Genomic DNA, 23,343 nt, shown 5'->3' with positions numbered 1-23,343 from the left:
TCTGTTGTTTGATAACCTCTATGTTTTACTGATGGACTGAGGGTTGTAGCTCGAGGCTACAGGCTTCACCTKAGACGTAGAGGCTGAAGGCGGTGATAGACACTAGTCTGGTGGCGAAGCTAAGGGCTGAGAATGCAAGATTGGTTGCCTTGCTGGATGCTCATGGCATCGAATGGCGCCCGCCTGCTGAGCCAGTCAAGATAGCGATTGTCCAAGCAGAACAATCACAGCAACTCGATACTGATGGAAAGCTTGCCCTATTCCGAAGCTTGTTTCGTGGTAGGACGGACGTTTATCCCATCCGCTGGGAAAGCAAGGCAGGCAAATCAGGATACGCACCCGCTTGCGCAAACGAATGGAGGCCTGGCGTTTGTGAGAAGCCCCGAATTAAATGTGGCGACTGCGGTAACCGCCAGCTGCTTCCACTGACCGATGAGGTGGTCTATCGCCATCTGGCGGGCGAAGTGGTCGTTGGTATCTACCCCCTACTCTCTGATGACACTTGTTATTTTTTGGCGGTCGATTTCGATGAGGCCGAATGGCGTGATGATTCCAAAGCTTTTGTGCAGTCATGCCATGAGCTGAACGTCCCGGTGGCGCTGGAAATCTCGCGCTCAGGCCAAGGGGCTCATGGCTGGATTTTCTTTGAGCGCAATGTTCCTGCCTGCGATGCGCGCCGCCTCGGTGCCGCAATCATCAGTCATGCCTGTGAGCGCACCCGGCAGTTGGCGCTCAGCTCCTATGATCGACTGTTTCCAAACCAGGACTATATGCCCAAAGGCGGCTTTGGAAATCTCATCGCGCTCCCTTTACAAAAGCGGGCCAGGGCCCAAAACAATAGCGTTTTTGTAGACGACTCGCTTGAGCCTCATCCTGATCAATGGGCCTTCCTGGCATCGATTCAGCGCATGAGTCCAGAAGATATCCAGCCCGTTATTATCCAGGCGATGGGTAATCGGGACCCTTTAGGGGTCGCCTATGTCGATGACGAAGGTGATGCAGAACCTTGGAAAGATCGTGAGTCGAGATCACGTAAATTGACATGCCCGTTGCCTGCTGCTGTGAACATCACGCTGGCTAACTTAATTTACTTTGAAAAGTCGGAATTGCCACAGCCACTGGCAAACCAGCTTGTCCGGCTCGCTGCCTTTCAAAATCCTGAGTTCTACAAAGCTCAGGCCATGCGCATGTCAGTGTGGAACAAGCCAAGGATTATCGGCTGTGCCCAGAACTTCCCCAAACATATTGCGTTGCCACGCGGCTGTTTGGATGCTGCGCTGGAGCTTTTAGAGGAAAACGGGGTTACCCCTATTCTTAAAGACGAACGCTTCGCGGGCGACCCCATCGACGTGAGCTTTCTCGGGACCCTGCGTTCTGACCAAGAGGCTGCTGTCAGCGCAATGCTAAGTCATGACACCGGTATCCTCTGCGCACCGACAGCTTTCGGTAAAACGGTGAGTGCTGCTGCGTTGATTGCCGCACGTGGCATTAACACGTTGGTGCTTGTGCATCGGACGGAGCTGTTAAGGCAGTGGCAAGAGCGCTTGCAGGCGTTCTTGGGAGTCGGGAATGGTGTCGTTGGTACTCTTGGGGGCGGAAAAGCGAAGCTTACCGGCATCATCGACATTGCCGTAATGCAGTCGTTATCGCGAAAAGGCGAGATCAGCGATCAGGTAAAAAACTACGGCCAGATCATCGTTGATGAGTGTCATCACCTATCGGCAGTGTCATTCGAGGCACTACTGAGGAGCGCGACCGCGCGGTACGTACTGGGACTCACAGCAACCCCAGTGCGCCGAGATGGGCAGCAGCCCATTATTTTCATGCAGTGCGGACCGATCCGACATTCTGCTGCTCGACCAGCGAGTGCGCCCCATGACCTATCTGTCGTGCCTCGATTACTGCCCAAACCAATAGTGGTCCCCGACGGCTTTGGGATTCAGGACGTTTTTCGGCGTCTAGCCGAAGACTCTGAGCGGACAGCCAAAATCGTCTCGGAGATTGAGCTGGCATACAACGAGGGTAGAAAAATTCTAGTGCTAACGGAGCGGACGGAACATGTGGATGCCCTTGAATTAGAATTGAAGCCGCGCGTGCATAACCTTTTCACGCTTCATGGGCGGGTGCCTAAGAAACAGCGGATTTCCCGTATGCATGAGCTTGAGTCCCTTCCCCCTGATGCTCCACGGGTGCTGTTGGCAACAGGAAAACTAGTAGGTGAAGGCTTCGATCACCCGCCGTTGGACACGCTGGTACTGGCGATGCCCATCTCATGGAAGGGAATCCTTCAGCAATATGCTGGGCGCTTGCATCGATCGCATGCCGATAAGGCCGACGTGCGAGTGATCGACTTCGTTGACGAGGGTAATGTCGCGCTGCTGAGGATGTGGGATAAGCGCCAGGCGGGTTACAAAGCGATGGGCTACCGTATGGCTGATTCCATGGCCACCATGGACCTACTCTAACGTGGTTGACAGTTGACATATCAACGACCCCGCTTTCGTAGACGAATGACCGGCCACTGTGGGTCCAGGCTGTGTAGAAACGCAGACACTGTTTTGAAGCCTGCGTCGCTACGTAAAATTTGCCAATGATTGGTGTATCAGCGGACCTGAAATTTGCGTAGGAACGCGATTTTCGTTCTGGTTCTGACTGTCAAACCTGCTCTAAACCGTTTTTACACAGCCTCAGTAGAAAGCGGTCGGTATCCACGGTTTGGAGCTGATCCGGCGCGGATACCCTAGGTGGCGAACATTTGCGGTGACCACCACCAGTGACCACTTTTTGCTGGTCACATAGACAACAACTCTCGTGCGCGAAAGGAGCCTAAGAGTAGGGCGCTGAGTTTCTACTCAGGGTAAAAATGTCCCATGAACGTAAGTGCTTCAATCGCCCGGGCGTAAGGAGCAAACCTCGGATCTCCACCCTCGAATGCCTGTGCGACTTTCTGAGCATTTTCAAGGCTGTCCCATTTAGCCAGGTCAGCGAAAACACGCCCTTGTGGTTCAGGACAATAACCTGAGAACTCAATCAACCCATCAAACCCTTTGAGGGTTTCCCGAAGCATCAACCGCAACTCAGGCATTTGGCTTTCGAAGCCTTCCTTGACGGTAAAAATTGCTAGCTCGAGTACATGGCTGTTCTGCATCATATGTCACTCCAATTGTGTGGTGAGGAGCGACCAGTATCCTGGGGTCGTACTGACACCGTACTGTCAGTGCTTGAGAGGTTGTTGGGCCGCCCATTGATCAGACTGAAACTGCATGTATGACCGCAGGTTCCATTCCGCCTCAAGCTTCTGACCATCCATCATGATCTGCAGGCTTCGTATCCGGTCAACTCGAAAGTCTCTGTATGCCTTTCTGGACGTACACCATGTTCCGACAGTCCACTTTCCTCCCCAGTAGAAAAGGCCCAAGGGGAACACCGTCCTGTCCGAGATCTCTTCACTCAAGCTGAAATATGAAAAGCGGACGGCTCTCGCCTGTTGAATAGCGCGGTGGAGATCGTCCAAATATCGTTGGTCTGGAGTGACGGGCTTAGCCCTCAACGCGCGGATATTGGAGAGTGATGGTTCTGTATTGCGGAACGGTAATACGGCAGCAACTTTGCTCAACAGCGTCCTTGCAGAAGAAGCGAGTTCAGCGCCTGCGGAATTTGAAAGCATCTCAACGCCCAGCATCAGCGCGTCGAGTTCATCCTGGGTGAGTGTCAGAGGCGGCAGCTCAAACCCTTCGTGCAGAGCATACCCAACGCCAGCGACGCCATAGAGAGGAATACCGCTCACAGACAGGTCGTCGACATACCGATAAATCGTGCGGACTGAGACCCCGATACGCCCTGCCAAGTCTTCCGCTGTAATCGGCTGATGTACCCGGATCAGGTTTACTACCTGGAATAGCCGATCTGATTTACGCATGTACTGAAGGACCAATGTGCTCGATTTTAGGAAGGGCGTTGCCATCGCCTCCGAAGCATCCCATGTGTCGGGCGCATCTCGTCTGCGGGCACTGGAGTGAATCAAAACCTGCTCTACTCAGAGCCAAAGTGTTCATTCTCCCCCATTTGGGGAAACACCCCCATGAATGAGCCGCTTCAAGTGCCTAACTGCGTTTTTTCAAGCAGTGTTTCACGCAGACTTTTCACGCAGGTGGAATGCGCGAAACTGTCTCTGAGACAGAATTGTCCGGCATTGGTACGCAGCCAGGTACGCACCATTGGTACGCACTCGCCAATGCATACCGGCCACGAGTTCGCACCCAAGTTCGCACTTCTGGTTCGCAGTGCTGGCGTGCGAAATTGCACTCCACTTGCCCAACGTTTGCATTCGGCCTGGCCAGTCATTTGCATTCGCTCTGACCACCGATTGCATCGGATTTGGCCAACACGCTCTGTAACTATGACCGGCAGAAATCGGCCAAAAGCGGTCTCTTTGGCGCGCCCGCGCGCGGCCGCAAACACGTCAGTTCAATCAAGAATGGGACGAAGGAAACTGCGCTCATAGCTCAGGATGAATTTTTGCTCGGTAGCCTGCGTCACCAATTGAATGCACTCAGGATCTACTCCGGCCTCCCTACGATACTGCTCATAATCTGCCAGGCTGGAAAAGCTGAATAGACAGTAAGCGATGTTGTTGGCGCCTTCGGCTGGTAGAAAGTAGCCGTGGTGGTTTCCTCCCATACGGGTCACCACACGAATCCAATGGCGAGAATAGTTTTCGAAAGCCGGGATCTGGTAGGGATCGATTACATACCTGACGTGGCAAGTGATCACTGGTTCATTCCTTTGAAAATGGGGAAACCGCTATTCTACACATGCCATAAGCTGAGTCGTCGATGGCAGTTCTGGGTCGACAATTGCCTATAGCGGCAGGCCAGACTCCGCCAACCTGATTGCTTTGTTAACAACATTGACTCACACAACATGCATCTCGTCGGAAACTCAAAAGACGGAAACATAAATCTTCCCCCGCCCACCTGCTCGCGTCAAAATACATGCCAAGTATAAATTCATGTACACAAAAAGATGTACATCCAATTTAATCTATACCAATCAAGTAATTAATGTTAGTTTCGAGTCTCCCTCGGGCACCAAAATTAAGAAAGGTCTTGCTTTGCAAGGCCTTTTTTTTCGCCTGTAGAAAAGCCATTGCCCGCACTGCTGTCGTGTGGGGTCTGCCGAGGGTTGCGATCTTTTGATCTTGCTTCTTCTCACGCACCTCCCGCACCGGTGGAACATTTCACAAGGATTCCCCCATGGAATTGCAGCTGGAAAGCGTCGCCCTCTTCTCCCTGAAACTGGCTTACGAGACGGAAGATCAAAGCCCGATCCTGCGCGACGACCTGATGATGGGCGACTACCAGCGTGACCTATTCGGCTTGCTGGTACGCAGAAGTGATGTCGCGACCATTAAGGTCAAAGTAGCTGAGTGCGTGGGGCTGGCGCTTGAGGCGATAGGTGGGGTTGGTACGCCGCTGGGGCGCGAGCTGCATATATTGGCGACAGATTTCAGTGCTGCACGGACCATGGAGCAGCTAGATACCTCGCTTATAGCGCTCAAGGGTTACCTAAAAGACATTCAATGAATGACGGCGGACGACATAAAAAAGCTCTAGCGTTCGACAGCTGGACCGACATTAGTTGCCCTTCTAATCCGATAACAAAACTGCCCCCTTTTCCAAGTCCCCTTCCCCCAGTTTTTTCCGCCTACCGGCCTTCGCCAAGTCCGATTCCAGCCAAAAGCTCTCATTCGGGTGTTTCTACGAACTTAAGGGCGATTCAATACTGGCGCTGATGCGATTTGCCCCAGAATGCCGGGATTCGTTCAACCACCCGAATACTTAGTAAATGATGGCCTTGTAGCCGATTTCAGGGACAGCACGTAGATCACTCAAAATCAGCTGAGTGGGTCAAATCGCATCAGCGCCAATAGCCTAGAGAATAACGCTGCGTGCATGCAGTGGTTATGTCACCGCGACCATCACTGCTAAGCCTCTTTAGCGGTGATACGAGCTGGTCATTGGTGCGAGCGATGTGACGTCATAGTGCGAGTTAGTAGCCACAAAGCCAAAGCGCTGATGCGCTATGCGCTGATTCCAGTCAGATAAACGCTGCACCTCAATTTGCCAACGTCAGGGATGAGGCGAAGAGTTTGTTTTACTGGCCAATCGTGCTGGCCATGAGCCATCTTTAAGCCAGTACAATTCCGTATTGCTGCTACCAGCACATGGTCGCAAATGCCTTGTGAACAATAACAATGCAAAATTTTCTTTCGGGAAAACAAAAATGCCTAATAGAAAGCCTTGGCTAGAAGATCTACGCAGACAGGCAATCGTGCGCCCAATTCAAACGGACTATCGAACCAAACCTGATAAACCGCTCGGACGGAATGTACCTTGGCTCTTCAAGCACGCCATTGGCGGGGGACAGGCGAATTTTGATCTGCAAATTGAGGACCTCACTCCTCTCAACCGCGTCATGTTGTACGCATACCTTAATCAGAAAGCGCATGTTGATGAATTGATCCATGCGTTCGAAAAGCTATTGCCTGATTTAGAACGGTTTCAAAACGCGACTGTAATCGATATTGGGTGTGGTCCATTTACCGCGGGACTTTCACTTGCGAATGTCGTCGGTGATCGTGTTGCGTACCGGTATTTTGGCATTGATCATTCTTTGACGATGTGCTCATTTGGCGAAAAACTGGCACTCAAAGTTAGCGATGCTGGCGAGTTTCACGAACGTACCCAATTCAGTTTTCACCAGAACATCGACACAATAGATTTTGGTCAAAAAAATGCCACTGAAATCACAATTTTCGTTCTCTCCTATCTTTTGGCAAGTGACACTATCAACGTCAAAGTGCTTGTCGATCAAATCGTTGCTGCTCGAAAAAAGGTTGGTTTAGGGCCGGCCGTTTTACTGTACACAAATACTGGGCGCATCGAAGCACGCAAACTATATCCAGAATTTATGGAGTGTTTGGAAGCTGCCGGCTTTAGGGAGGTTGTCGAAAACACGGAGACTTTTACGGGCAGTGACAAAGATCGTTCAATCCACTACGCGCTTTTTTTTAACCCCGCAGTAGCAATGCTACCCCTTTCAGAGTTCTAACAATGCATCTGCCAAGCTTTAATGATCTCATTCCAGAACAACACGATGTTTACGACTACCCACCGGACAAATCCGTTTTGGTTGTCGGTCCGCCTGGTTCGGGTAAGACATCCATGGCTATTTGGCGGGCGCGTCTACTTGTGAGCCCAGAACTGCATCGCTCCGTCGTGTTGGTTACTCGAAATCGCCTTCTAGCCGCGGTCGCACTTCAACTAGCAAAGGAGCATGAGGGCGCCGATATTCACTCAACAACTATGCACTCTTACATTTCGAAAGATTATTACCAAAAATTTGGCGAATATGCGCCTAAACTGCAGGAGTACAGTTTTGACTGGCCTAAAATTTTAGATAAATATGAACAATCGAACGCTGCACATGATTTAGATCATTTGATTATTGATGAAGGACAGAATTTACCCATTGGCTTTATAGTGTGGGCGGTTCGCTTTAAAGCAAAAGCTGTCTCTGTCTTTGCCGATGAAAATCAATCGACCCATGAAGGTGGTTGTCACGTTAAAGATTTGCGGGCTGCTGGGTTTAATAACGCCCTTGTTTTAACAGTCAATCACCGAAACACACAAGAAATTGCAGATGTTATTGCGCATTTCCATAAGGATCGGGCGCTGCCTGTAGCGACTCCTAGAAGGGGGGCTGGCTTCGATCGACCACAGTTGATGGCCGTTGCTACCTGGGAAGCGCTCGCCGATACGATCGTTGCCCGTCTACAAAATCGAGCTGAGTCCGTTGGTGTCATTGTTTACCAAGTGGCTCACGTTCAGCATATGGCACAATTATTACGTGAGCGGATGCCGCATGCACGGGTCGATTCGTATGTAAATACCGATGGTGCAGGGGCTGAGTCGGCGATTCAAATGCGCGATCCGGGAGTGACTATTATCTCGGGAGAATCAGCCATCGGCCTCGAATTTCATACGCTCTACCTACAGGATCTTTACCGATCTCTTCCTATTACAGAGGCCATTCAGGCTCGACGTCTCTACATGTTGTGCGCGCGCGCGCGCGACAAATTGGTGCTGGTCAACGGCCCCCTAGGCGTAGGACAACTATCTCCGTTGCAATTGACCTCGTTACCTCCTAACCATATTCTTGATCAATGAAAAACTACCCCGAAACACAGCTGGATTTTCTTAATGACTCAGGCCTCAAGGCGAATTTGCCTGAGGTCCGATCGCCTCTCGTCATTGAGATGGACCATCGCTCTTGGATGCGATTTCTTAGTGAGGAGTGGTTGTATCCTGAAGCGTCGCGCGGGGTCCTACTGGGAGTGGGGTTACCTTGTGACACCCATATCCCAGAAAAATTTACCGCTGTGTGTGTCTGGTTCGACCAAGCGAAGCTACCTAACTCTAACGTTATGGCATGGCGTGAGAGTGCTTGGGTAAGCGTTTCGTTGGCTAGCCTGAAACCATCGGATAAAGCGATTCTATGGAACGGACCGTTACCGCTTTTTGCGGTGGACCATTTCACTGTTCCCTCAGACAACACCCGAGCGCATCTTCTGGCGCAGGTGCGAAATTTTGCAGATATCGAAAGCCCCCAACAACCAGTTGAGGTATTCCTTGGAAGCAAAATTGAGGTACCGGTCCCAGCACGACAAAAGTTTCCCTTTGGCTTGAAGAACCCTCCTGCGAATTGGGACGCCCTGCGCGGCGCGGCAGCTATGGCCCTGGAATGCGTGCCCGCGATTGGCCCCTGGTTACAAGTCTTATGCGGTTGGTTCTCGAGGGAGCAATCTGTAGATTCCGCCCAGGTGGTGGATACCCCATGGTTGGGATTGGCCCTTTGGTCCCAGAAGAGGGAGGTTTCAGACAATCATTTGCCGTTATGGCGTGCGATTATCGAAGTATTTTCTGACCCCAATAACCGAAAAGACTGGCGCTCGGATTGGGTGTTAAAGGAAGTTTGTAAGCGCGCACGTGTCCTAGGGGGCAATGAGGAGCGGCTAGCTCACCTTGAAGACACAACCGAGAAGCTTCTCAAAGATTTCGGCAGTATTCGCGATCTTGGGATCAAAGACGACGTATTGGAATTAGCTTTTCAGCTTGTTCTGTTGAGGCACAAACCAGAGCGCTATGTGCTCTGGAAGAAAGACAGACCGTCCATTCCTCCGGGTGCTTGGTGGACAGGGGCGATTCTCACTGGGTACCTAGCGGGATTCCGAGCGTTACCTTTGGAATTGCGTGGCTCTATTGAGGCGCGTAAATCCCTGTCGATATCTACTTGGCAGCTAATGGACGAAACTTCGTCCAGCGAGTGGAGTGCCTTGTTCCAAGGACCAGTAAACTGGGTCATTGAGCATGACTCGGTACTATTACGCAAAGGTCCATTAAAACTCGCTGAGCATAAATTCAGCAATAGAGGGCGATGGTACGAGTTAGATTTGACCAAGAAAAACTGTAGAGCCAGTGCCGAAGCCGTTGCTATACAGCACTGTCCTTGGCTGATCAAACAGTCCCTCATTTTAAATGAAGGAACTTACGATTTGCTCGGTAAAGGTGTGGCTCGAGTCGACGCTTCTACTGCGACGCTGCGAATTGACGGAAGAGTTGAAATTATTCTTGGGTCGATTGGTAAGTTGGAGCCAAGCCTTGATGTACGCGGCTTTCGCCATTGGCTTGCGACCTCATCGTTAGAACTACAAATACCCAATCCTTCGACCTCATTAACCGAATTGCCAGCTAGCCCCGACTCTTTTGAGCAAGTACCTATTCATGTGTCTAGCTCAAGAGCGCAAATCTCGACTGCTTTGACAAGTTCTAGAGCTCGCGCTCCTGCTCGCTCCTTCACCAATCAGCCTAATAGAGAACCAACTGGCGCCCCGCAAGGCTTGATTATTATTCCAGAATTTATCACCCCTCGGGAAGAGACGGCGTTGCTTGCGGCTATTGATTCGGCGTCTTGGGACTCATCTATGAGTCGAAAAGTGCAACACTATGGTTGGCGATATGACTATAAGTCCAGGAAAATTGATCCTTCTGCGTATTTAGGACCATTGCCGAAATGGGCGGAACTCTTGGGAAAGAGGCTCTACAAAGAAAAACATCTAAAAGAACTACCAGATCAGGTTATCGTGAACGAGTACCTCGAAAATCAAGGAATTTCGAAGCACATTGATTGTATTCCTTGCTTCCGAGGTGCAGTCGTTACAATCAGCCTTCTTGAAAGTTGGGAGATGATATTCAGCCGCAAATTACAATCAGATATAGACGAGAAGTATAAGGTGATGCTTGAACGTCGAAGTGCTGCGGTTTTGGCTGGAGAGGCTAGAAAAAATTGGTATCACGAGATTCCAAAACGTTGGAAGGAAGCAGGCGTACCGAGAGCACGTCGCATATCTATCACGTTTAGAAAGGTTGACGTCTAGCTTTAGGATGTTGAGTGATTAATATCCATTGTATCAAAAGGGCCATTGCAGGGCCCTTAATTTATGCTAGATACGTCATCACTTGGGGCAGCCATGTTGGCACAGATGTGATTTTTACCCAGCCATTCTCCCATTGCGGACACCCCCATCCCGCGTTGAATATTAAATGTCGGCGCGCCGAGCAGATGTGCCAGGGCTTTTAACACCATTCCGATGCTCAGCCAATTCATCAGCCCGGTCGGGACGCGATTTTTCGTTATATAAGTCTTAACTTTGGAGAGTCCTTTCTAACTACAGACCCAGCAGTTAAACTCCCAGAAACTACTGACAACCTTGTCGAGGGAAAAGGGGACAAATTTATTTCTCTCAAAAGCTCCAAAAAATTGAGCTCAGGTGAGTTCACTTAGGACGTGGCACTGTCAGGTCGAATATGTGAACGGCTCAAGAAAAACTTGCGGTTCAACCCAGAGCCTTAATCCGTAAGGAATGACTGAGTACCCGTCGTAGCGACCTGTGAAAGTATTAGACGCCGCAAACTCTAAAAATCTACCGCGCTTATCGTCTACGACCCGAATACCAGGGCATCCGAGCATTGAGTAGCAGATTATTGGGTTTGGCAGCGAAACCGCCCATAGTTGGATCTCCACATCGGCCTCATACTGCCAAACTGTCAGCTGGAGCCTGATGGGGCCTTGTTCGACGATGTACCGGTGTGATGCCCCAAACTCTCCCTCAGAGGGGATAACCCCAAGCACATTGAAAAGGTCAAACGGGTCCCATATCAGCGGTGGCATAACACTTTCCTTTACCAAGCCTCCAGCTCAACGTGAGCCTACAGGCGAGATCTTAGATGAGTAACCTTCAGAAACTAATCGTAAATGCCCGGTCCGGCTTATCTGTCCAGGAAAAAATCTCTGATGCTGGCTGGCAAGCAATCGCTAGGCAATGTGGTACCGCTGAAATCGAAGAGATCGAACTACGTATCGCCAGGTTACGCGCAGAACTGGAAACGGTTGAGGAGTGGGACGGGGATACCCAAGATGACATACATCTCGCGATCTCCAGCTTTACCCGATTATTGAAGTCCGCGAAAGCACGGTAACGGAAATACGGGGACAGACCACGACTGTGTGTCCCCAGAAGCCAGCTAAATCCCGAACAGTTTCCGAGGGAACCCTGTTTCATCCGGGAACCCCATCGCTTTGAAAGTGCAGCCCGGCATAGAAGGCTTGGTGTCGATCAGATCCGCAACTTCGCGGATCCAGGTCGAAGCTGGTGCAATTCTCTGCAGCAGAAACCAAATGACCGCGACTAATCCGTACAGCCGCTTGAGCGCATGTTGATCCAGCCCCAACGTCTGAAAATACGGGGCGGCGGGGACCGCTAACGGGTTGGGCGAAGCCTGATTCCAGATACGCGTATGGTGCGCACAGCGGTTGCGCAAATGGCTGGTTTGCTGCATCCATCGACTGAGCATCTTGGCGTTGTTCAAGCCGAGGCGCGTGAGTATGAGATTTTGATACTTGCTATTGAGCAGCTCGAAAAACTCTGAGAGATCCCCGAAATCCCATGCCTCCACCGCGACCCATACAGGAATGGACTTACCGGCTCGCAAGTGCCATTGAATACAGTCCTCTTTGCTCCGCGCAATGTGCGACTGTTGCTTCACACTCCACTCTGTCCACTTGTTTCGCGTATTGCCACGGCGGTCCGTGTACGGTTGAGTCCATTTGTGCAGAATGAATTTCACATTGGCGTAGGCCATCGGGTCGTGATACCCAACCTCGTGAGCCATCACGGTCTTGAGGTTAACCTCCAGGCGCTCGACTGCATCCAGCATCAGCATTCGCAATCGTTTATCGAACTTGTAAAGGTCTACGATCGTGTCGAAAGAGGTGGCGACCTGGAAAGTGTCGAGACGAAAAGGCTTGCCCGTGACCGAGCAGACGTCTTGCTGCAGGCCGTTCATCTTGAACTCTCGCGCCGGGTACCAGTAACCGCTGAGACGGTAATACCCTAGCTGCGCGAGCTTGCGTTCTGCACGAGACGGGTCATGGATTTGCATCCCCCTGCTGGCCAGCAACGCAACCAAATCAGGGTATGTACGGAACGGCTTCGGAGGGGCTGGGCTAGACAACTTCCATGTTCCAGAAACAAGAAGGCCCGAACGTAATGCCGGACTAAGCCAGCACCAGAGGATCGGGCGCGATTGGAATTAATGCTGCCGTAGCCTGATGACCCTGTCAATGTGTACGTCACAGAAAACGCAGTAAACACCAGAGTTTACGCGGGTTTGCGACGATCTGTTGCAGACGATGGCGCGCGCTTGTGAGCAGCCTAAAACAGAGCACTGCGGATTGTTGTCAGGCCATTCCGAAATAGCGGTAGGGATATTCTCTCCGTCATCGGAGGTGGCCAATGACCGATCAATCAGACGCATCTGCTCCCTGAAATCCCCCCCAGATCTGATGCTGTTTCTCACCCGTAATGCTTGCTATACATCCCCCATCGACAAGCCCTCAAAGCATTAAGCCAGTGCGTGAACGCCCCACGCCCCGCTCATCTAGACTTATTGGGTAGTCGTAGGCAGAACCGAACACGTCGCTTTGGTGCGGATGATTCAAAGGCGGCGTGGCAAGCTGCGTGATATGCCTGAAGAGGTGCGGCAAAGACCGCGCCGGGCACAACAAGATGCCCACTCAGGGTGCCCTGGCCAACGGCCTGAAAATGCCACGATACCGTGACGTGGTGTGAACGCCGCAGCCGACACTTTCGGACGACCGACAACCGCCTGGTTTGTCCGTGACCGTGAGGAATGCTGTATGTCTGATGAGATGTTGCACCTGCCTATGGTCAACAGCCTGCTGGAGCGCCACAAGGGTTTGCCCGGCGCATTGTTGCCGATCCTTCATGAAATTCAGGAGGGCATCGGTTACATCCCCGATGCCGCCGTTCCCGAGATTGCTCATGCCCTCAACCTGAGTCAGGCCGAGGTTCGCGGGGTGATCAGCTTCTACCATGACTTCCGTACCGCGCCTCCTGCCCGACATATCCTGCGTCTGTGCCGGGCCGAGTCCTGCCAGAGCCGCGGCGCCGAGCAGCTCGCGGCACAATTGCGCGACCGCCTGCAACTGGACGACCACGGCAGCAGCGCCGACGGCAACATCAGTCTGCGCCCGGTGTATTGCCTCGGCGCCTGCGCCTGTTCGCCGGCCCTGGAGCTGGATGGTCAGGTGCATGCGCGGCTCACTGCCGAACGCCTGGATGCCCTGCTCAACGCTTGCCAGGAGGACGCATGATGCCGACGCTTTATCTGCCCTGTGATTCTCTTGCCCGTGCCGTAGGCGCCGATGAGGTGGCCGTGGCCCTGGTCACTCAGGCCCAAGAGCGCGGTCTGTCGTTGGACTTGCAGCGCACCAGCTCGCGCGGCCTGTACTGGCTGGAACCGCTGCTGGAAATGGACAGCCCGCAAGGTCGTATCGGCTTCGGCCCGCTGACCGCTGCCGATGTGCCGTCCGTGCTCGATGCGCTGCAAGGCGAGCTGTCCGCTCATCCGCTGGCCTTGGGGCTGGTGGAGGAGTTGTCTTATCTGAAGACCCAACAACGCCTGTTGTTCGCTCGCGCCGGCATTACCCGGCCGCTGTCCCTGGAGGATTACCGGGCTCATGGCGGTTTCGAGGGCTTGACCCAGGCCATCGCTCTGGGCGGCGAGCAGACCGCGACTGCAGTATTCGATTCTGGCCTGCGTGGCCGTGGCGGCGCGGCTTTCCCGGCCGGGATCAAATGGCGCACGGTGCGCGCCACCCAAGCGGCGCAGAAATACATTGTGTGCAACGCCGACGAAGGCGACTCCGGCACCTTTGCCGACCGCATGTTGATGGAAGGCGACCCCTTCCTGCTGATCGAAGGCATGGCCATTGCCGGCATCACCGTCGGCGCCAGCTACGGCTACATCTATGTGCGCTCGGAATATCCACAGGCCGTGGCCACCCTGCGCGAGGCGCTGGACATCGCCCGGGCCGCCGGTTACCTCGGCGCCAATGTCGGCGGCAGCGGCCTGGCCTTTGATATGGAAGTGCGGGTTGGCGCCGGCGCTTACATTTGCGGTGAGGAAACTGCACTGCTGGATTCGCTCGAAGGCAAACGCGGGATCGTCCGCGCCAAGCCGCCGATCCCCGCGTTGCAGGGGCTGTTCGGCTTGCCGACTCTGGTACACAACGTGCTGACCCTGGCCTCGGTGCCCATGATTATGGCCAAGGGCGCGCCGTTCTATCGCGATTACGGCATGGGCCGTTCCCTGGGCACCATGCCCTTCCAGCTGGCGGGCAATATTCGTCACGGCGGTTTGGTGGAACGGGCGTTTGGCCTGACCCTGCGGGAATTGGTGGAAGACTACGGCGGCGGGACCGCCAGTGGCCGGCCGCTGAAGGCCGCGCAGGTGGGCGGCCCTCTCGGCGCCTGGGTGCCGCCGTCGCAATTCGATACGCCGCTGGATTACGAAGCCTTCGCCGCCATGGGCGCGATGCTCGGTCACGGTGGTGTGGTGGTGGCTGATGACACGTTGGACATGGCCCACATGGCGCGCTTCGCCATGCAGTTTTGTGCCGAGGAATCCTGTGGCAAATGCACGCCGTGCCGCATCGGTTCGACCCGGGGCGTGGAGGTGATCGACCGCTTGCTCGCTGCGCCGGACCAGAGTGGTCGCGATGAGCAGGTGATCATCCTCAAGGACCTGTGCGACACAATGCAATACGGTTCGCTGTGCGCGTTGGGCGGCATGACCTCCTATCCGGTCGTCAGCGCCCTCAAGTACTTCCCCGCCGACTTCGGTCTGCAATCTTCGGAGGCCGACCAATGATCACTCTCTTCGACCCGAAAACCGATATCGATCTAGGCACACCCGCCCGCGACAGCGACGTGCAAGTCACCCTGAACATCGACGGCCAAAGCATCAGCGTGCCCGAAGGCACCTCGGTGATGCGCGCCGCCGCGCTGCTGGGCACCACGATTCCCAAACTGTGCGCCACCGACAGCCTGGAAGCCTTCGGTTCCTGCCGCATGTGCCTGGTGGAGATCGACGGCATGCGCGGCTACCCCGCATCCTGCACCACGCCGGTCAGCGAAGGCATGACCGTGCACACCCAGACGCCGAAGCTCGCGACCCTGCGCCGCAACGTCATGGAGCTGTACATCTCCGATCACCCGCTGGATTGCCTGACCTGCTCGGCCAACGGCAACTGCGAGCTGCAAACCGTCGCCGGCCAGGTCGGCCTGCGGGAAGTGCGTTACGGCTATGAGGGCGAGAACCATCTGGACGACGTGAAGGACACGTCCAACCCGTACTTCGACTACGACCCGAGCAAGTGCATCGTCTGCAACCGCTGCGTGCGCGCCTGCGAAGAAACCCAGGGGACGTTTGCCCTGACCATTACCGGGCGCGGGTTCGAATCCCGGGTCGCGGCCGCCGGTGGCGAGGACTTCCTCGACTCGGAATGCGTGTCCTGCGGCGCTTGTGTGCAAGCCTGTCCGACCGCGACGCTGATGGAAAAAAGTGTGGTCGAACTGGGTCAGCCCGAACACAGTGTGATCACCACCTGTGCCTATTGCGGTGTGGGCTGTTCGTTCCGTGCCGAGATGAAAGGCGACCAACTGGTGCGCATGGTTCCGGACAAGAACGGCCAGGCCAACCACGGCCACTCCTGCGTCAAGGGGCGCTTTGCCTGGGGCTACGCGACCCACCCGGATCGCATCACCAAGCCGATGATCCGCAAGTCCATTCACGACCCTTGGCAGGAAGTCAGCTGGGATGAAGCGGTGACCTACGCCGCCAGCGAATTCCGCCGATTGCAGCAAAAGTACGGCCGTGACTCGATTGGTGGCATTACCTCCAGCCGCTGCACCAACGAAGAAACCTACCTGGTGCAAAAACTGGTGCGCGCCGCGTTCGGCAACAACAACGTCGACACCTGTGCGCGAGTCTGCCACTCACCGACCGGCTACGGCCTGAAACAAACCCTGGGCGAATCCGCCGGCACGCAGAGTTTCGACTCGGTAATGCAGGCTGACGTGATCCTGGTGATGGGTGCCAACCCCAGCGACGCTCACCCGGTGTTCGCCTCCCAGCTCAAGCGCCGTCTGCGTGAAGGCGCACGACTGATCGTCATCGACCCACGCCGTATTGACCTGGTGGACACGGTGCATGCCCGCGCCGAACTGCACCTGGCCCTGCGTCCGGGCACCAACGTCGCCATGCTCAACGCCCTGGCCCACGTCATCGTTACCGAAGGCCTGCTCAACCAGGCCTTTATCGACGCCCGTTGCGAGGGCAACGATTTCGCCCACTGGAAAGAGTTCGTCAGCCGAGCGGAAAACTCGCCGGAAGCCCTTGGCCCTGTCTGCGGCGTAGAACCTGCCGATATCCGTGCCGCTGCACGCTTGTATGCCACCGGCGGTAACGCGGCGATCTACTACGGCCTGGGCGTCACCGAGCACAGCCAGGGCAGTACCGCGGTCATGGGCATCGCCAACCTGGCCATGGCCACCGGCAACATCGGTCGCGAAGGCGTGGGCGTGAACCCGTTGCGTGGGCAGAACAACGTTCAGGGCTCCTGCGACATGGGCTCCTTCCCCCACGAACTGCCCGGTTACCGTCACGTCTCCAACGAGGTGGTACGGACGCAGTTCGAACAGGCCTGGAACGTCACCCTGCAACCCGATCCGGGCCTGCGCATTCCCAACATGTTCGAGTCTGCACTGGCCGGCAGCTTCAAGGGCCTGTACTGCCAGGGCGAAGACATCGCCCAGAGCGACCCCAACACCCAACACGTCACCGCGGCGCTGTCGGCCATGGAATGCATCGTGGTGCAGGACATTTTCCTCAACGAAACCGCCAAGTTCGCCCATGTGTTCCTGCCGGGCGCCTCGTTCCTGGAAAAAGACGGCACTTTCACCAACGCCGAGCGGCGCATCTCCCGGGTGCGCAAGGTCATGGAGCCTCTGGGCGGCAAGGCCGACTGGGAAGGCACCGTGGCTCTGGCTAACGCCCTGGGCTATCCGATGAACTACAAGCATCCGTCGGAAATCATGGATGAAATCGCCAGCCTGACGCCGACCTTCACCAACGTCAGCTACGCCGCACTGGATAGTCACGGCAGCCTGCAATGGCCATGCAACGCCGCGGCACCGGACGGCACGCCAACCATGCACATTGAGGAATTCGTGCGTGGCAAGGGACGCTTCATGCTCACCGGCTACGTGCCAACCGAGGAAAAGGTCAACAGTCGCTATCCGCTGCTACTGACCACCGGGCGCATCCTCAGCCAATACAACGTTGGCGCCCAGACCCGGCGTACTGAAAACGTCGCCTGGCACGACGAAGACCGCCTGGAAATCCACCCGACCGACGCCGAGAGCCGTGGGATCAACGAAGGTGACTGGGTCGGCATCGGCAGCCGCGCCGGCCAGACCGTACTGCGGGCACGAGTCACCGAACGGGTTGCCCCAGGCGTGGTGTACACCACCTTCCACTTCCCTGAGTCGGGTGCCAACGTGATCACCACCGACAACTCCGACTGGGCTACCAACTGTCCGGAGTACAAGGTCACCGCCGTGGAGGTCAGCCGCGTCTATCACCCTTCCGAGTGGCAAAAACGCTATCAGGCATTCAGCGACGAACAACAACGCCTGCTCAACGAACGTCGCCATGAACGTAGCGCCGGGACAAAAGCCGAGGTACGCCGATGAGTACGGAAAACCTGATCAAGATGGTCAACCAGATCGCCCAATACTTTGCCAGCGAACCGGATCAGCAACAGGCCGTGCTCGGCGTGCGCAATCATCTGCAGATGTACTGGACGCCCGGCATGCGCAAGGAGTTGCTGGCCTGGCAGACGACGCATCAGGGAGCAGACTTGCACCCGCTGGCGCAGGCGGCGGTCAGTGGGGCTGGCTGGGAGGCTTAGGTTCACACCATCCTTGGGGAAGATTGCCCCTTGGCCTGTTGACTGAAAACTGTGGAGAGGGAGCTTGCTCCCTCGCCACATGTGAGCATGTGTTGCGAGTCTTTCGGGACTAATGCACCGGCAACACCACCAATGCCTCCAACCCGCCCATCGACCGATTACTCAGGGTCAGCTCGCCTCCGTGTTCCAGCACAATCGCTCGCGCCGCCGATAACCCCAAACCAACACCCCCAGTGTTTTTGTTGCGCGAGCCTTCCATGCGAAAGAACGGTGCGAACACTTGTTCAAGGCAGGCATCTGGAATACCCGGTCCACGGTCCAGTATTTTGATCCGCACCTCTCCAGTACCGGGAATCAGTTCAATCTCCGACTCACTACCGTACTTGATGGCGTTATCAAGCAAGTTGGTGATCACCCGTTTGAGCCCCAACGGTCGACCGAAATACACCAGCCGCAGCGGCCCGCTGAAGGCAATCTCGATACGCTGATCACGGTAATCATCGAGCAGGGTTTGCAGCAGTTCCGCCAGATCAAACTGGGTGGCCGGTTCAAGCCTGGCGTCGTCGCGGAAGAACTCCAGCGCCGAGTTGATCATCACCTGCATTTCATCCACGTCGCGAAACAGCCGCTGCTGTTGCTCGGTATCTTCGATGAACTCGCCACGCAGGCGCATCCGCGTCAGAGGGGCGCGCAGGTCGTGAGAGATGGCGGCAAGCATTTGCGTACGGTCGCGAATGAAGTGCTGCAATTGGGCCTGCATGGCATTGAACGCGAGAATCGCCTGACGGATTTCGTGGGGACCGAGTGGTTCGATCGGCGGTGCGCGGAAGTCCACACCGAAGCGACGGGCGCCTTCGGCAAAGCGCTGCAAAGGTGTGGCGAGGCGCCGGGTGGCGATTAGCGCAACCAGGGCGGTGGAGATCAGCACCAGCAGGATCACGATCAGGTAGCGTGGCGTTTCGTCGAGCCCCCAACTGCGCGAGGGCGCGGAGAACATCAGCCACGATGCGTCGGACAACTCGATCAGCAGCGCGTAATGTGCGTCCGCCGTGTGCTCCTTCCAGTCGGCCGGTTCATAGGCTTCGATGCGCCGGTCAGGGGCTCTGAGCATCGGCTGCAGGATGCTCGAACCGATGTCGGACTTCGGATCTTCCACTGTCGGCAGATTGAGATCGTGCCGATCAGGGTGCCAAGTGATAGTGAAGCCGCTCTCGTTGGCGGCTTGCGCCAATGAGGGGCGCAGAGGCGCAGGAGCGGCCTCGATGACGCGGGTGATGGCGGCGGCTTTTTCCAGCAGGCCGATTTCGGTCAGCGGCGGACGCGCCCACACGCCGGCCAGTTGGATAAACAACCCGTTGAGCGCCAGTGAAATGAGCATGGCCAGAATGATCGTCAACGCAATCCAGCGCGCCACCGTATCTTGCGGCCAGTCTCGGGCGCGAATCCGATTCAGCCAGCTCATCGCCGCGTCACGCTGGGCGTGAACAGGTAACCACCATTGCGCACGGTGCGAATCATTGCCGGGCGCTTGGTATCGGACTCGAGTTTGCGTCGCAAGCGGCTGACTTGAACGTCGATGCTGCGATCGAACGCCTCATGGCAATGCCCGCGCGCCAGGTCCAGCAACTGCTCGCGGGTGAGAATGCGCTGCGGGTGCTCGACGAAGACCAGCAGCAAGTCAAACTCACCGGCCGATAGCGGGATCATCACGTTGTCCGGCGAGCGCAACTCACGGCGAGTGACGTCCAGGTGCCAGTCAGCGAAATCAATCAGCGGCCGGGGCCGTTCCTGCGGCACCGGACGACGCTCGTCCACACGCCGCAGCACGGCGCGCACTCTGGCCAGCAATTCACGGGCGTCGAAGGGTTTGGTTAGATAATCATCGGCGCCCAGCTCCAGCCCGACCACCCGGTCACTGAGCTCGCCCATGGCCGTGAGCATGATCACCGGCATTGCATATCGAATCCGCAGTTGCTGACACAGGATCAGCCCGCTGTCGCCGGGCAACATCACGTCCAGAATGATCAGGTCCGGTGCCTGGCGCTCTATGGCCGCCCACAGCGACGCACCGTCTGTGGCGACCTCGACACTGTAGCTGTGCTGCACGAAGAATTTTTTCAGTAGATCGAGGACTTCAAGGTCGTCGTCCACAATTAAAAGGCTGTTCACCGAAGGTCACTTAAGGGGGCGAATGGAACCGCCATCTAAAACCATTCACGGCAGCGCGTCATATATTTCAATCTTGCAACAAAACGTCATCGCCGCAATAAACCAGACATCTTCGCGCAAGGCACGGGGCTCAGTATCTCGGCGAATTCCTCCCGAGACTCATCCATGTTGTCTTTCAAATGTGCTCCTTGGCTGGCCCGTAATACTTCGATTGCTGTGCTGACCGCAGGGTTGACGGGTTGCAGCAGCCAACCGCCGTCTACCACCAACGTGAGCTGCGCCGACGTCGCCTATTCGGTGTACGACCCGGCGGAACCACTCAATCGCGGGGTCTTCGCGTTTAACCGGGTGCTCGATGACTACGCTCTGGCGCCGGTCGCTCGCGGCTATCGTTACATGCCGGACTTTTTCCAGACCGGTGTGCATAACTTTGTGGCGAACTTCGGCGAGCCCAAGGTCTTTATCAATGACCTGCTGCAAGGCAACCCAATACGCTCGGTCAATACCATGGGGCGTTTCGTGCTCAACACCACCGTCGGGGTGGTGGGCTTGATCGACGTTTCCGGCATGGCCGGTATCCCGCGTCACAATGCGGACTTCGGCCAGACCTTCGGCGTGTGGGGCATCGGCAACGGTCCGATCGTCGAGCTGCCATTGCTCGGAACCTCCAACAGTCGCGACGCCGCCGGTCGCGTGCTCGACTTTGTGGTCGATCCGTTCGGCAGTAACAGCGATACCGTGGATACGCTGTCCACTATCAGCACTGTCGGCGGCATCGTCGATGGTCGGGCAGAAGCCTTACCGTTGACCGACAGCCTGCAAAAACTGCCGGACTACTATGGCGCTCTGCGTAACGTGGTTGCCGAGCGTCGTGCCGCTTACGTAGCCGATGGCAAACAAGGCTCGCCAGAGCACACTACCCCACAGTGCACAGGAGCAGCGGCCGATGGGTTCTGAAAGCAATAGCCTGACTCTGCAGAAACGGGTAATCCAGCAAGATCCGGCCAATCTGCATTGTCGGGAAATCACCCTGCGCCTGTCAGCGGACTGTCGCCAACTGGTGCTCAGTCGCTACACCGAACACTACGGCCAGGCGGTGGTGCGTTGGATCGAGCGTAGCCATACGGTGTCAGTAGCCGAACTGTTGCGCTGGCTCGTGGCCAATGGTGAGGTGGAGGTCACGCGAGCTGATAGTCAGTCAGTGTCTTGATTTCAGGGGGATGATACGGAGGATGCTAGTCTTCCGGTCGTCATCCCCTGCGAAGCCTACAGCGAAACTGAGACAAATCTGTCTGCCCTCCCATAGTGACTGCCGCCCTTACCAGCAATCAGGCTCGCACATAGACCCAAGCGCTGATGCCGGACTTGAGGGTCACACTGATGCGTTTGTAGTCCGCCACCTCGTATTCGTCGGCCGCGACCAGCTCTTGGGCCGTGAGCTCGAAAACAGTGCCGGCGATCTCGTCCGACAGGTCGCCACTCTCCTGCACGATCGGATGATGGGTTTTCCCACTAGCGGCCAACACCGCCGGATCGGTTATCTCGACCAGGTTCTGCTTGTAACCTGGCAGGCTGTCCAGGCGCCCTTTCAACTCGCGCCCGAAGGTGGACAGCTGAACGGCCCGGTCCTGCAAAGTACCGTAGGAGAACAGCAGAACCGGTTGCTCTGTTTGGTTTGGCATGAGATTTCCTCGATCAGATAAGCAAGTCTTCGTAGAACGCTCCGAAAGGGCGCTCAGGGTGGGCGATCTGGATTTCCAGAATCCACAGGCCAGTCGTCGGGCACTTGTCTAAATCCCCGAGGTCGCCACCACGGTGAATGGCATGAGGGAAATCGCTGACTCTGTGGCCTTTGATGTCGAGGTTGAGCTTCCATCCCATGGCTTGCGCCTGGTCAGCCGCATAGCGGTAAAGCTCCATGCCGGAAACCTGCTCACTACGCCAAAAGCCTTCGACCCGATTGAAAAGCTCCCGGGAGGCCGCAGCACAGGCGATCATTTCCGGGTCGGAACCGGTGGTGAAAGTCGCCCCTGCATCACCTTCGTGCCCTTGCCAGACCGCGCCCATGTCGACGAAGAAAATATCTTCGTCACCCAGCACAGGATCGCCATCGGAGCGCTGTTTGAACGTCTTGAGCGTATTGGCGCCAAAGCGGATCAGTAGCGGGTGCCAGATGCGATCCATGCCAAGTTCCGACAGAACCTGTTTACCCAGTGACTGGGCTTCGGACTCGCGCATGCCGGGAGAAATAACCCGGGCAATCTGTTCAATGGCCTTCCAGGTCATCTGCTGCGCATGGCGCATCGTTTCCAGCATGTAACGCTCGCCGACTGCTTCTTTACCGCTCAGGGCCGCTGTCATCGATCATTCCTTTTGTACGAATTCTCGCTATATATTTTCATATACTGCGATATTCGATAAAAAGATATAGCCATGATCCAGGCTGAAGAAACTTTCCTGCGAGCAAAACAAAACCCCTACCTGCATACGCAGATAGGGGTTTCGGAATTTAATCTTGACGATGACCTACTCTCACATGGGGAAACCCCACACTACCATCGGCGATGCATCGTTTCACTTCTGAGTTCGGGATGGGATCAGGTGGTTCCAATGCTCTATGGTCGTCAAGAAATTCGGGTACCGAACCGTCTTTCGACGCTTCAGCAAATTGGGTATGCGATAGTTTGTGCGGCTTTTGTGAACGGCTTTTGTGAA

The 23,343-nt window shown here is 55.5% G+C and carries 20 protein-coding genes and 1 rRNA gene; 12 read left to right on the top strand and 9 right to left on the bottom strand.

The features are described from left to right. Positions 1-92 precede the first annotated feature (92 nt). Positions 93-2,465: a TOTE conflict system archaeo-eukaryotic primase domain-containing protein gene (locus AC1D2Q_RS21625; protein WP_477748805.1), complete on the top strand. Its 2,373-nt coding sequence runs from the start codon at positions 93-95 to the stop codon at positions 2,463-2,465. Positions 2,466-2,848: 383 nt separating this feature from the next. Here AC1D2Q_RS21625 and AC1D2Q_RS21620 read toward each other — a convergent pair whose 3' ends face one another. The 3 genes from AC1D2Q_RS21620 to AC1D2Q_RS21610 all read right to left on the bottom strand — a co-directional run bounded on the left by AC1D2Q_RS21620 (position 2,849) and on the right by AC1D2Q_RS21610 (position 4,773). After that, positions 2,849-3,151, bottom strand: a complete 303-nt coding sequence (locus AC1D2Q_RS21620; protein ID WP_288074740.1) for a hypothetical protein — start codon at positions 3,149-3,151, stop codon at positions 2,849-2,851. Between the two features lie 63 nt (positions 3,152-3,214). After that, positions 3,215-3,919, bottom strand: coding sequence for a helix-turn-helix transcriptional regulator (locus AC1D2Q_RS21615; RefSeq protein WP_477748804.1), 705 nt, complete (start codon positions 3,917-3,919; stop codon positions 3,215-3,217). Positions 3,920-4,467: 548 nt separating this feature from the next. Further along, positions 4,468-4,773, bottom strand: a complete 306-nt coding sequence (locus tag AC1D2Q_RS21610; protein ID WP_414868018.1) for an NIPSNAP family protein — start codon at positions 4,771-4,773, stop codon at positions 4,468-4,470. Between the two features lie 482 nt (positions 4,774-5,255). Here AC1D2Q_RS21610 and AC1D2Q_RS21605 point away from each other — a divergent pair, with 482 nt between their 5' ends. From AC1D2Q_RS21605 to AC1D2Q_RS21585, 5 genes are all read left to right on the top strand, one after another. Next, positions 5,256-5,585: a hypothetical protein gene (locus AC1D2Q_RS21605; protein ID WP_477814486.1), complete on the top strand. Its 330-nt coding sequence runs from the start codon at positions 5,256-5,258 to the stop codon at positions 5,583-5,585. Positions 5,586-6,243: 658 nt separating this feature from the next. Further along, positions 6,244-7,113: a hypothetical protein gene (locus tag AC1D2Q_RS21600; protein WP_477814485.1), complete on the top strand. Its 870-nt coding sequence runs from the start codon at positions 6,244-6,246 to the stop codon at positions 7,111-7,113. Between the two features lie 2 nt (positions 7,114-7,115). Next, on the top strand, positions 7,116-8,231 hold the full coding sequence (locus AC1D2Q_RS21595; protein ID WP_477814484.1) for an AAA family ATPase: 1,116 nt from the start codon (positions 7,116-7,118) through the stop codon (positions 8,229-8,231). Continuing rightward, on the top strand, positions 8,228-10,498 hold the full coding sequence (locus AC1D2Q_RS21590; protein ID WP_477814483.1) for an alpha-ketoglutarate-dependent dioxygenase AlkB: 2,271 nt from the start codon (positions 8,228-8,230) through the stop codon (positions 10,496-10,498). Before AC1D2Q_RS21595 ends, AC1D2Q_RS21590 begins: the two co-directional genes overlap by 4 nt. 850 nt (positions 10,499-11,348) lie before the next feature. Next, positions 11,349-11,600: a hypothetical protein gene (locus AC1D2Q_RS21585; protein WP_477814482.1), complete on the top strand. Its 252-nt coding sequence runs from the start codon at positions 11,349-11,351 to the stop codon at positions 11,598-11,600. Between the two features lie 45 nt (positions 11,601-11,645). On the opposite strand, the gene AC1D2Q_RS21580 is transcribed toward AC1D2Q_RS21585, so the two are convergent. Then, positions 11,646-12,563 carry an Abi family protein gene (locus AC1D2Q_RS21580; protein WP_477814481.1) on the bottom strand — a complete coding sequence of 306 codons (918 nt, stop codon included), beginning with the start codon at positions 12,561-12,563 and terminating at the stop codon, positions 11,646-11,648. Positions 12,564-13,320: 757 nt separating this feature from the next. Here AC1D2Q_RS21580 and AC1D2Q_RS21575 point away from each other — a divergent pair. From AC1D2Q_RS21575 to AC1D2Q_RS21560, 4 genes are read left to right on the top strand one after another with little or no spacing between them, the layout of a single operon-like run. Then, a complete protein-coding gene (locus AC1D2Q_RS21575) occupies positions 13,321-13,797 on the top strand; it encodes a formate dehydrogenase subunit gamma (protein ID WP_018926718.1) in 477 nt (158 codons plus the stop codon). Then, positions 13,794-15,356 carry a formate dehydrogenase beta subunit gene (locus AC1D2Q_RS21570; protein WP_477814480.1) on the top strand — a complete coding sequence of 521 codons (1,563 nt, stop codon included), beginning with the start codon at positions 13,794-13,796 and terminating at the stop codon, positions 15,354-15,356. The genes AC1D2Q_RS21575 and AC1D2Q_RS21570 overlap by 4 nt, the downstream gene beginning before the upstream one ends. Next, positions 15,353-18,241, top strand: a complete 2,889-nt coding sequence (gene fdhF / locus AC1D2Q_RS21565; protein WP_477814479.1) for a formate dehydrogenase subunit alpha — start codon at positions 15,353-15,355, stop codon at positions 18,239-18,241. Before AC1D2Q_RS21570 ends, fdhF begins: the two co-directional genes overlap by 4 nt. Then, positions 18,238-18,459, top strand: a complete 222-nt coding sequence (locus AC1D2Q_RS21560) for a formate dehydrogenase subunit delta (RefSeq protein ID WP_018926721.1) — start codon at positions 18,238-18,240, stop codon at positions 18,457-18,459. The genes fdhF and AC1D2Q_RS21560 overlap by 4 nt, the downstream gene beginning before the upstream one ends. 109 nt (positions 18,460-18,568) lie before the next feature. Here AC1D2Q_RS21560 and AC1D2Q_RS21555 read toward each other — a convergent pair whose 3' ends face one another. Both AC1D2Q_RS21555 and AC1D2Q_RS21550 read right to left on the bottom strand, forming a co-directional pair. Further along, positions 18,569-19,921 (bottom strand): ATP-binding protein, encoded by a 1,353-nt coding sequence (locus tag AC1D2Q_RS21555; protein ID WP_477814478.1) that lies wholly within the window; start codon positions 19,919-19,921, stop codon positions 18,569-18,571. Further along, positions 19,918-20,628 carry a response regulator gene (locus tag AC1D2Q_RS21550; protein ID WP_428635472.1) on the bottom strand — a complete coding sequence of 237 codons (711 nt, stop codon included), beginning with the start codon at positions 20,626-20,628 and terminating at the stop codon, positions 19,918-19,920. The genes AC1D2Q_RS21555 and AC1D2Q_RS21550 overlap by 4 nt, the downstream gene beginning before the upstream one ends. A gap of 165 nt (positions 20,629-20,793) precedes the next feature. Between AC1D2Q_RS21550 and AC1D2Q_RS21545 the strand changes: the two genes are divergently transcribed. Both AC1D2Q_RS21545 and AC1D2Q_RS21540 read left to right on the top strand, forming a co-directional pair. Further along, positions 20,794-21,585, top strand: a complete 792-nt coding sequence (locus AC1D2Q_RS21545; RefSeq protein WP_477814477.1) for an MlaA family lipoprotein — start codon at positions 20,794-20,796, stop codon at positions 21,583-21,585. Next, the gene (locus tag AC1D2Q_RS21540; protein ID WP_477814476.1) at positions 21,575-21,838 is read left to right on the top strand and encodes a hypothetical protein; all 264 of its coding nucleotides are present in this window, start codon (positions 21,575-21,577) and stop codon (positions 21,836-21,838) included. Before AC1D2Q_RS21545 ends, AC1D2Q_RS21540 begins: the two co-directional genes overlap by 11 nt. A gap of 118 nt (positions 21,839-21,956) precedes the next feature. On the opposite strand, the gene AC1D2Q_RS21535 is transcribed toward AC1D2Q_RS21540, so the two are convergent. From AC1D2Q_RS21535 to rrf, 3 genes are all read right to left on the bottom strand, one after another. Continuing rightward, complete coding sequence (locus AC1D2Q_RS21535; RefSeq protein ID WP_477814475.1) at positions 21,957-22,310, bottom strand: gamma-glutamylcyclotransferase family protein; 354 nt, start codon at positions 22,308-22,310, stop codon at positions 21,957-21,959. A 13-nt stretch (positions 22,311-22,323) separates the two neighbouring features. Then, the gene (locus tag AC1D2Q_RS21530) at positions 22,324-22,989 is read right to left on the bottom strand and encodes a M24 family metallopeptidase (RefSeq protein WP_477814474.1); all 666 of its coding nucleotides are present in this window, start codon (positions 22,987-22,989) and stop codon (positions 22,324-22,326) included. A 152-nt stretch (positions 22,990-23,141) separates the two neighbouring features. Next, a 5S ribosomal RNA gene (gene rrf / locus AC1D2Q_RS21525) occupies positions 23,142-23,257 on the bottom strand. Between the last annotated feature and the right edge of the window lie 86 nt (positions 23,258-23,343).

Source organism: Pseudomonas sp. P1_A1 (genome assembly GCF_056406935.1).
The sequence above is the reverse complement of the archived record's forward strand: the minus strand, read 5'-3'. Positions and strand labels throughout refer to the sequence as shown.

What these genes read in the sequence shown, in the direction of transcription:
- AC1D2Q_RS21620 (WP_288074740.1), bottom strand. Translation starts at nt 3,151, where the DNA reads ATGATGCAGAACAGCCATGTACTCGAGCTAGCAATTTTTACCGTCAAG.
- AC1D2Q_RS21615 (WP_477748804.1), bottom strand. Translation starts at nt 3,919, where the DNA reads ATGCGTAAATCAGATCGGCTATTCCAGGTAGTAAACCTGATCCGGGTA.
- AC1D2Q_RS21605 (WP_477814486.1), top strand. Translation starts at nt 5,256, where the DNA reads ATGGAATTGCAGCTGGAAAGCGTCGCCCTCTTCTCCCTGAAACTGGCT.
- AC1D2Q_RS21595 (WP_477814484.1), top strand. Translation starts at nt 7,116, where the DNA reads ATGCATCTGCCAAGCTTTAATGATCTCATTCCAGAACAACACGATGTT.
- AC1D2Q_RS21590 (WP_477814483.1), top strand. Translation starts at nt 8,228, where the DNA reads ATGAAAAACTACCCCGAAACACAGCTGGATTTTCTTAATGACTCAGGC.
- AC1D2Q_RS21585 (WP_477814482.1), top strand. Translation starts at nt 11,349, where the DNA reads ATGAGTAACCTTCAGAAACTAATCGTAAATGCCCGGTCCGGCTTATCT.
- AC1D2Q_RS21580 (WP_477814481.1), bottom strand. Translation starts at nt 12,563, where the DNA reads ATGCAAATCCATGACCCGTCTCGTGCAGAACGCAAGCTCGCGCAGCTA.
- AC1D2Q_RS21575 (WP_018926718.1), top strand. Translation starts at nt 13,321, where the DNA reads ATGTCTGATGAGATGTTGCACCTGCCTATGGTCAACAGCCTGCTGGAG.
- AC1D2Q_RS21570 (WP_477814480.1), top strand. Translation starts at nt 13,794, where the DNA reads ATGATGCCGACGCTTTATCTGCCCTGTGATTCTCTTGCCCGTGCCGTA.
- fdhF (WP_477814479.1), top strand. Translation starts at nt 15,353, where the DNA reads ATGATCACTCTCTTCGACCCGAAAACCGATATCGATCTAGGCACACCC.
- AC1D2Q_RS21560 (WP_018926721.1), top strand. Translation starts at nt 18,238, where the DNA reads ATGAGTACGGAAAACCTGATCAAGATGGTCAACCAGATCGCCCAATAC.
- AC1D2Q_RS21555 (WP_477814478.1), bottom strand. Translation starts at nt 19,921, where the DNA reads ATGAGCTGGCTGAATCGGATTCGCGCCCGAGACTGGCCGCAAGATACG.
- AC1D2Q_RS21545 (WP_477814477.1), top strand. Translation starts at nt 20,794, where the DNA reads ATGTTGTCTTTCAAATGTGCTCCTTGGCTGGCCCGTAATACTTCGATT.
- AC1D2Q_RS21540 (WP_477814476.1), top strand. Translation starts at nt 21,575, where the DNA reads ATGGGTTCTGAAAGCAATAGCCTGACTCTGCAGAAACGGGTAATCCAG.
- AC1D2Q_RS21535 (WP_477814475.1), bottom strand. Translation starts at nt 22,310, where the DNA reads ATGCCAAACCAAACAGAGCAACCGGTTCTGCTGTTCTCCTACGGTACT.
- AC1D2Q_RS21530 (WP_477814474.1), bottom strand. Translation starts at nt 22,989, where the DNA reads ATGACAGCGGCCCTGAGCGGTAAAGAAGCAGTCGGCGAGCGTTACATG.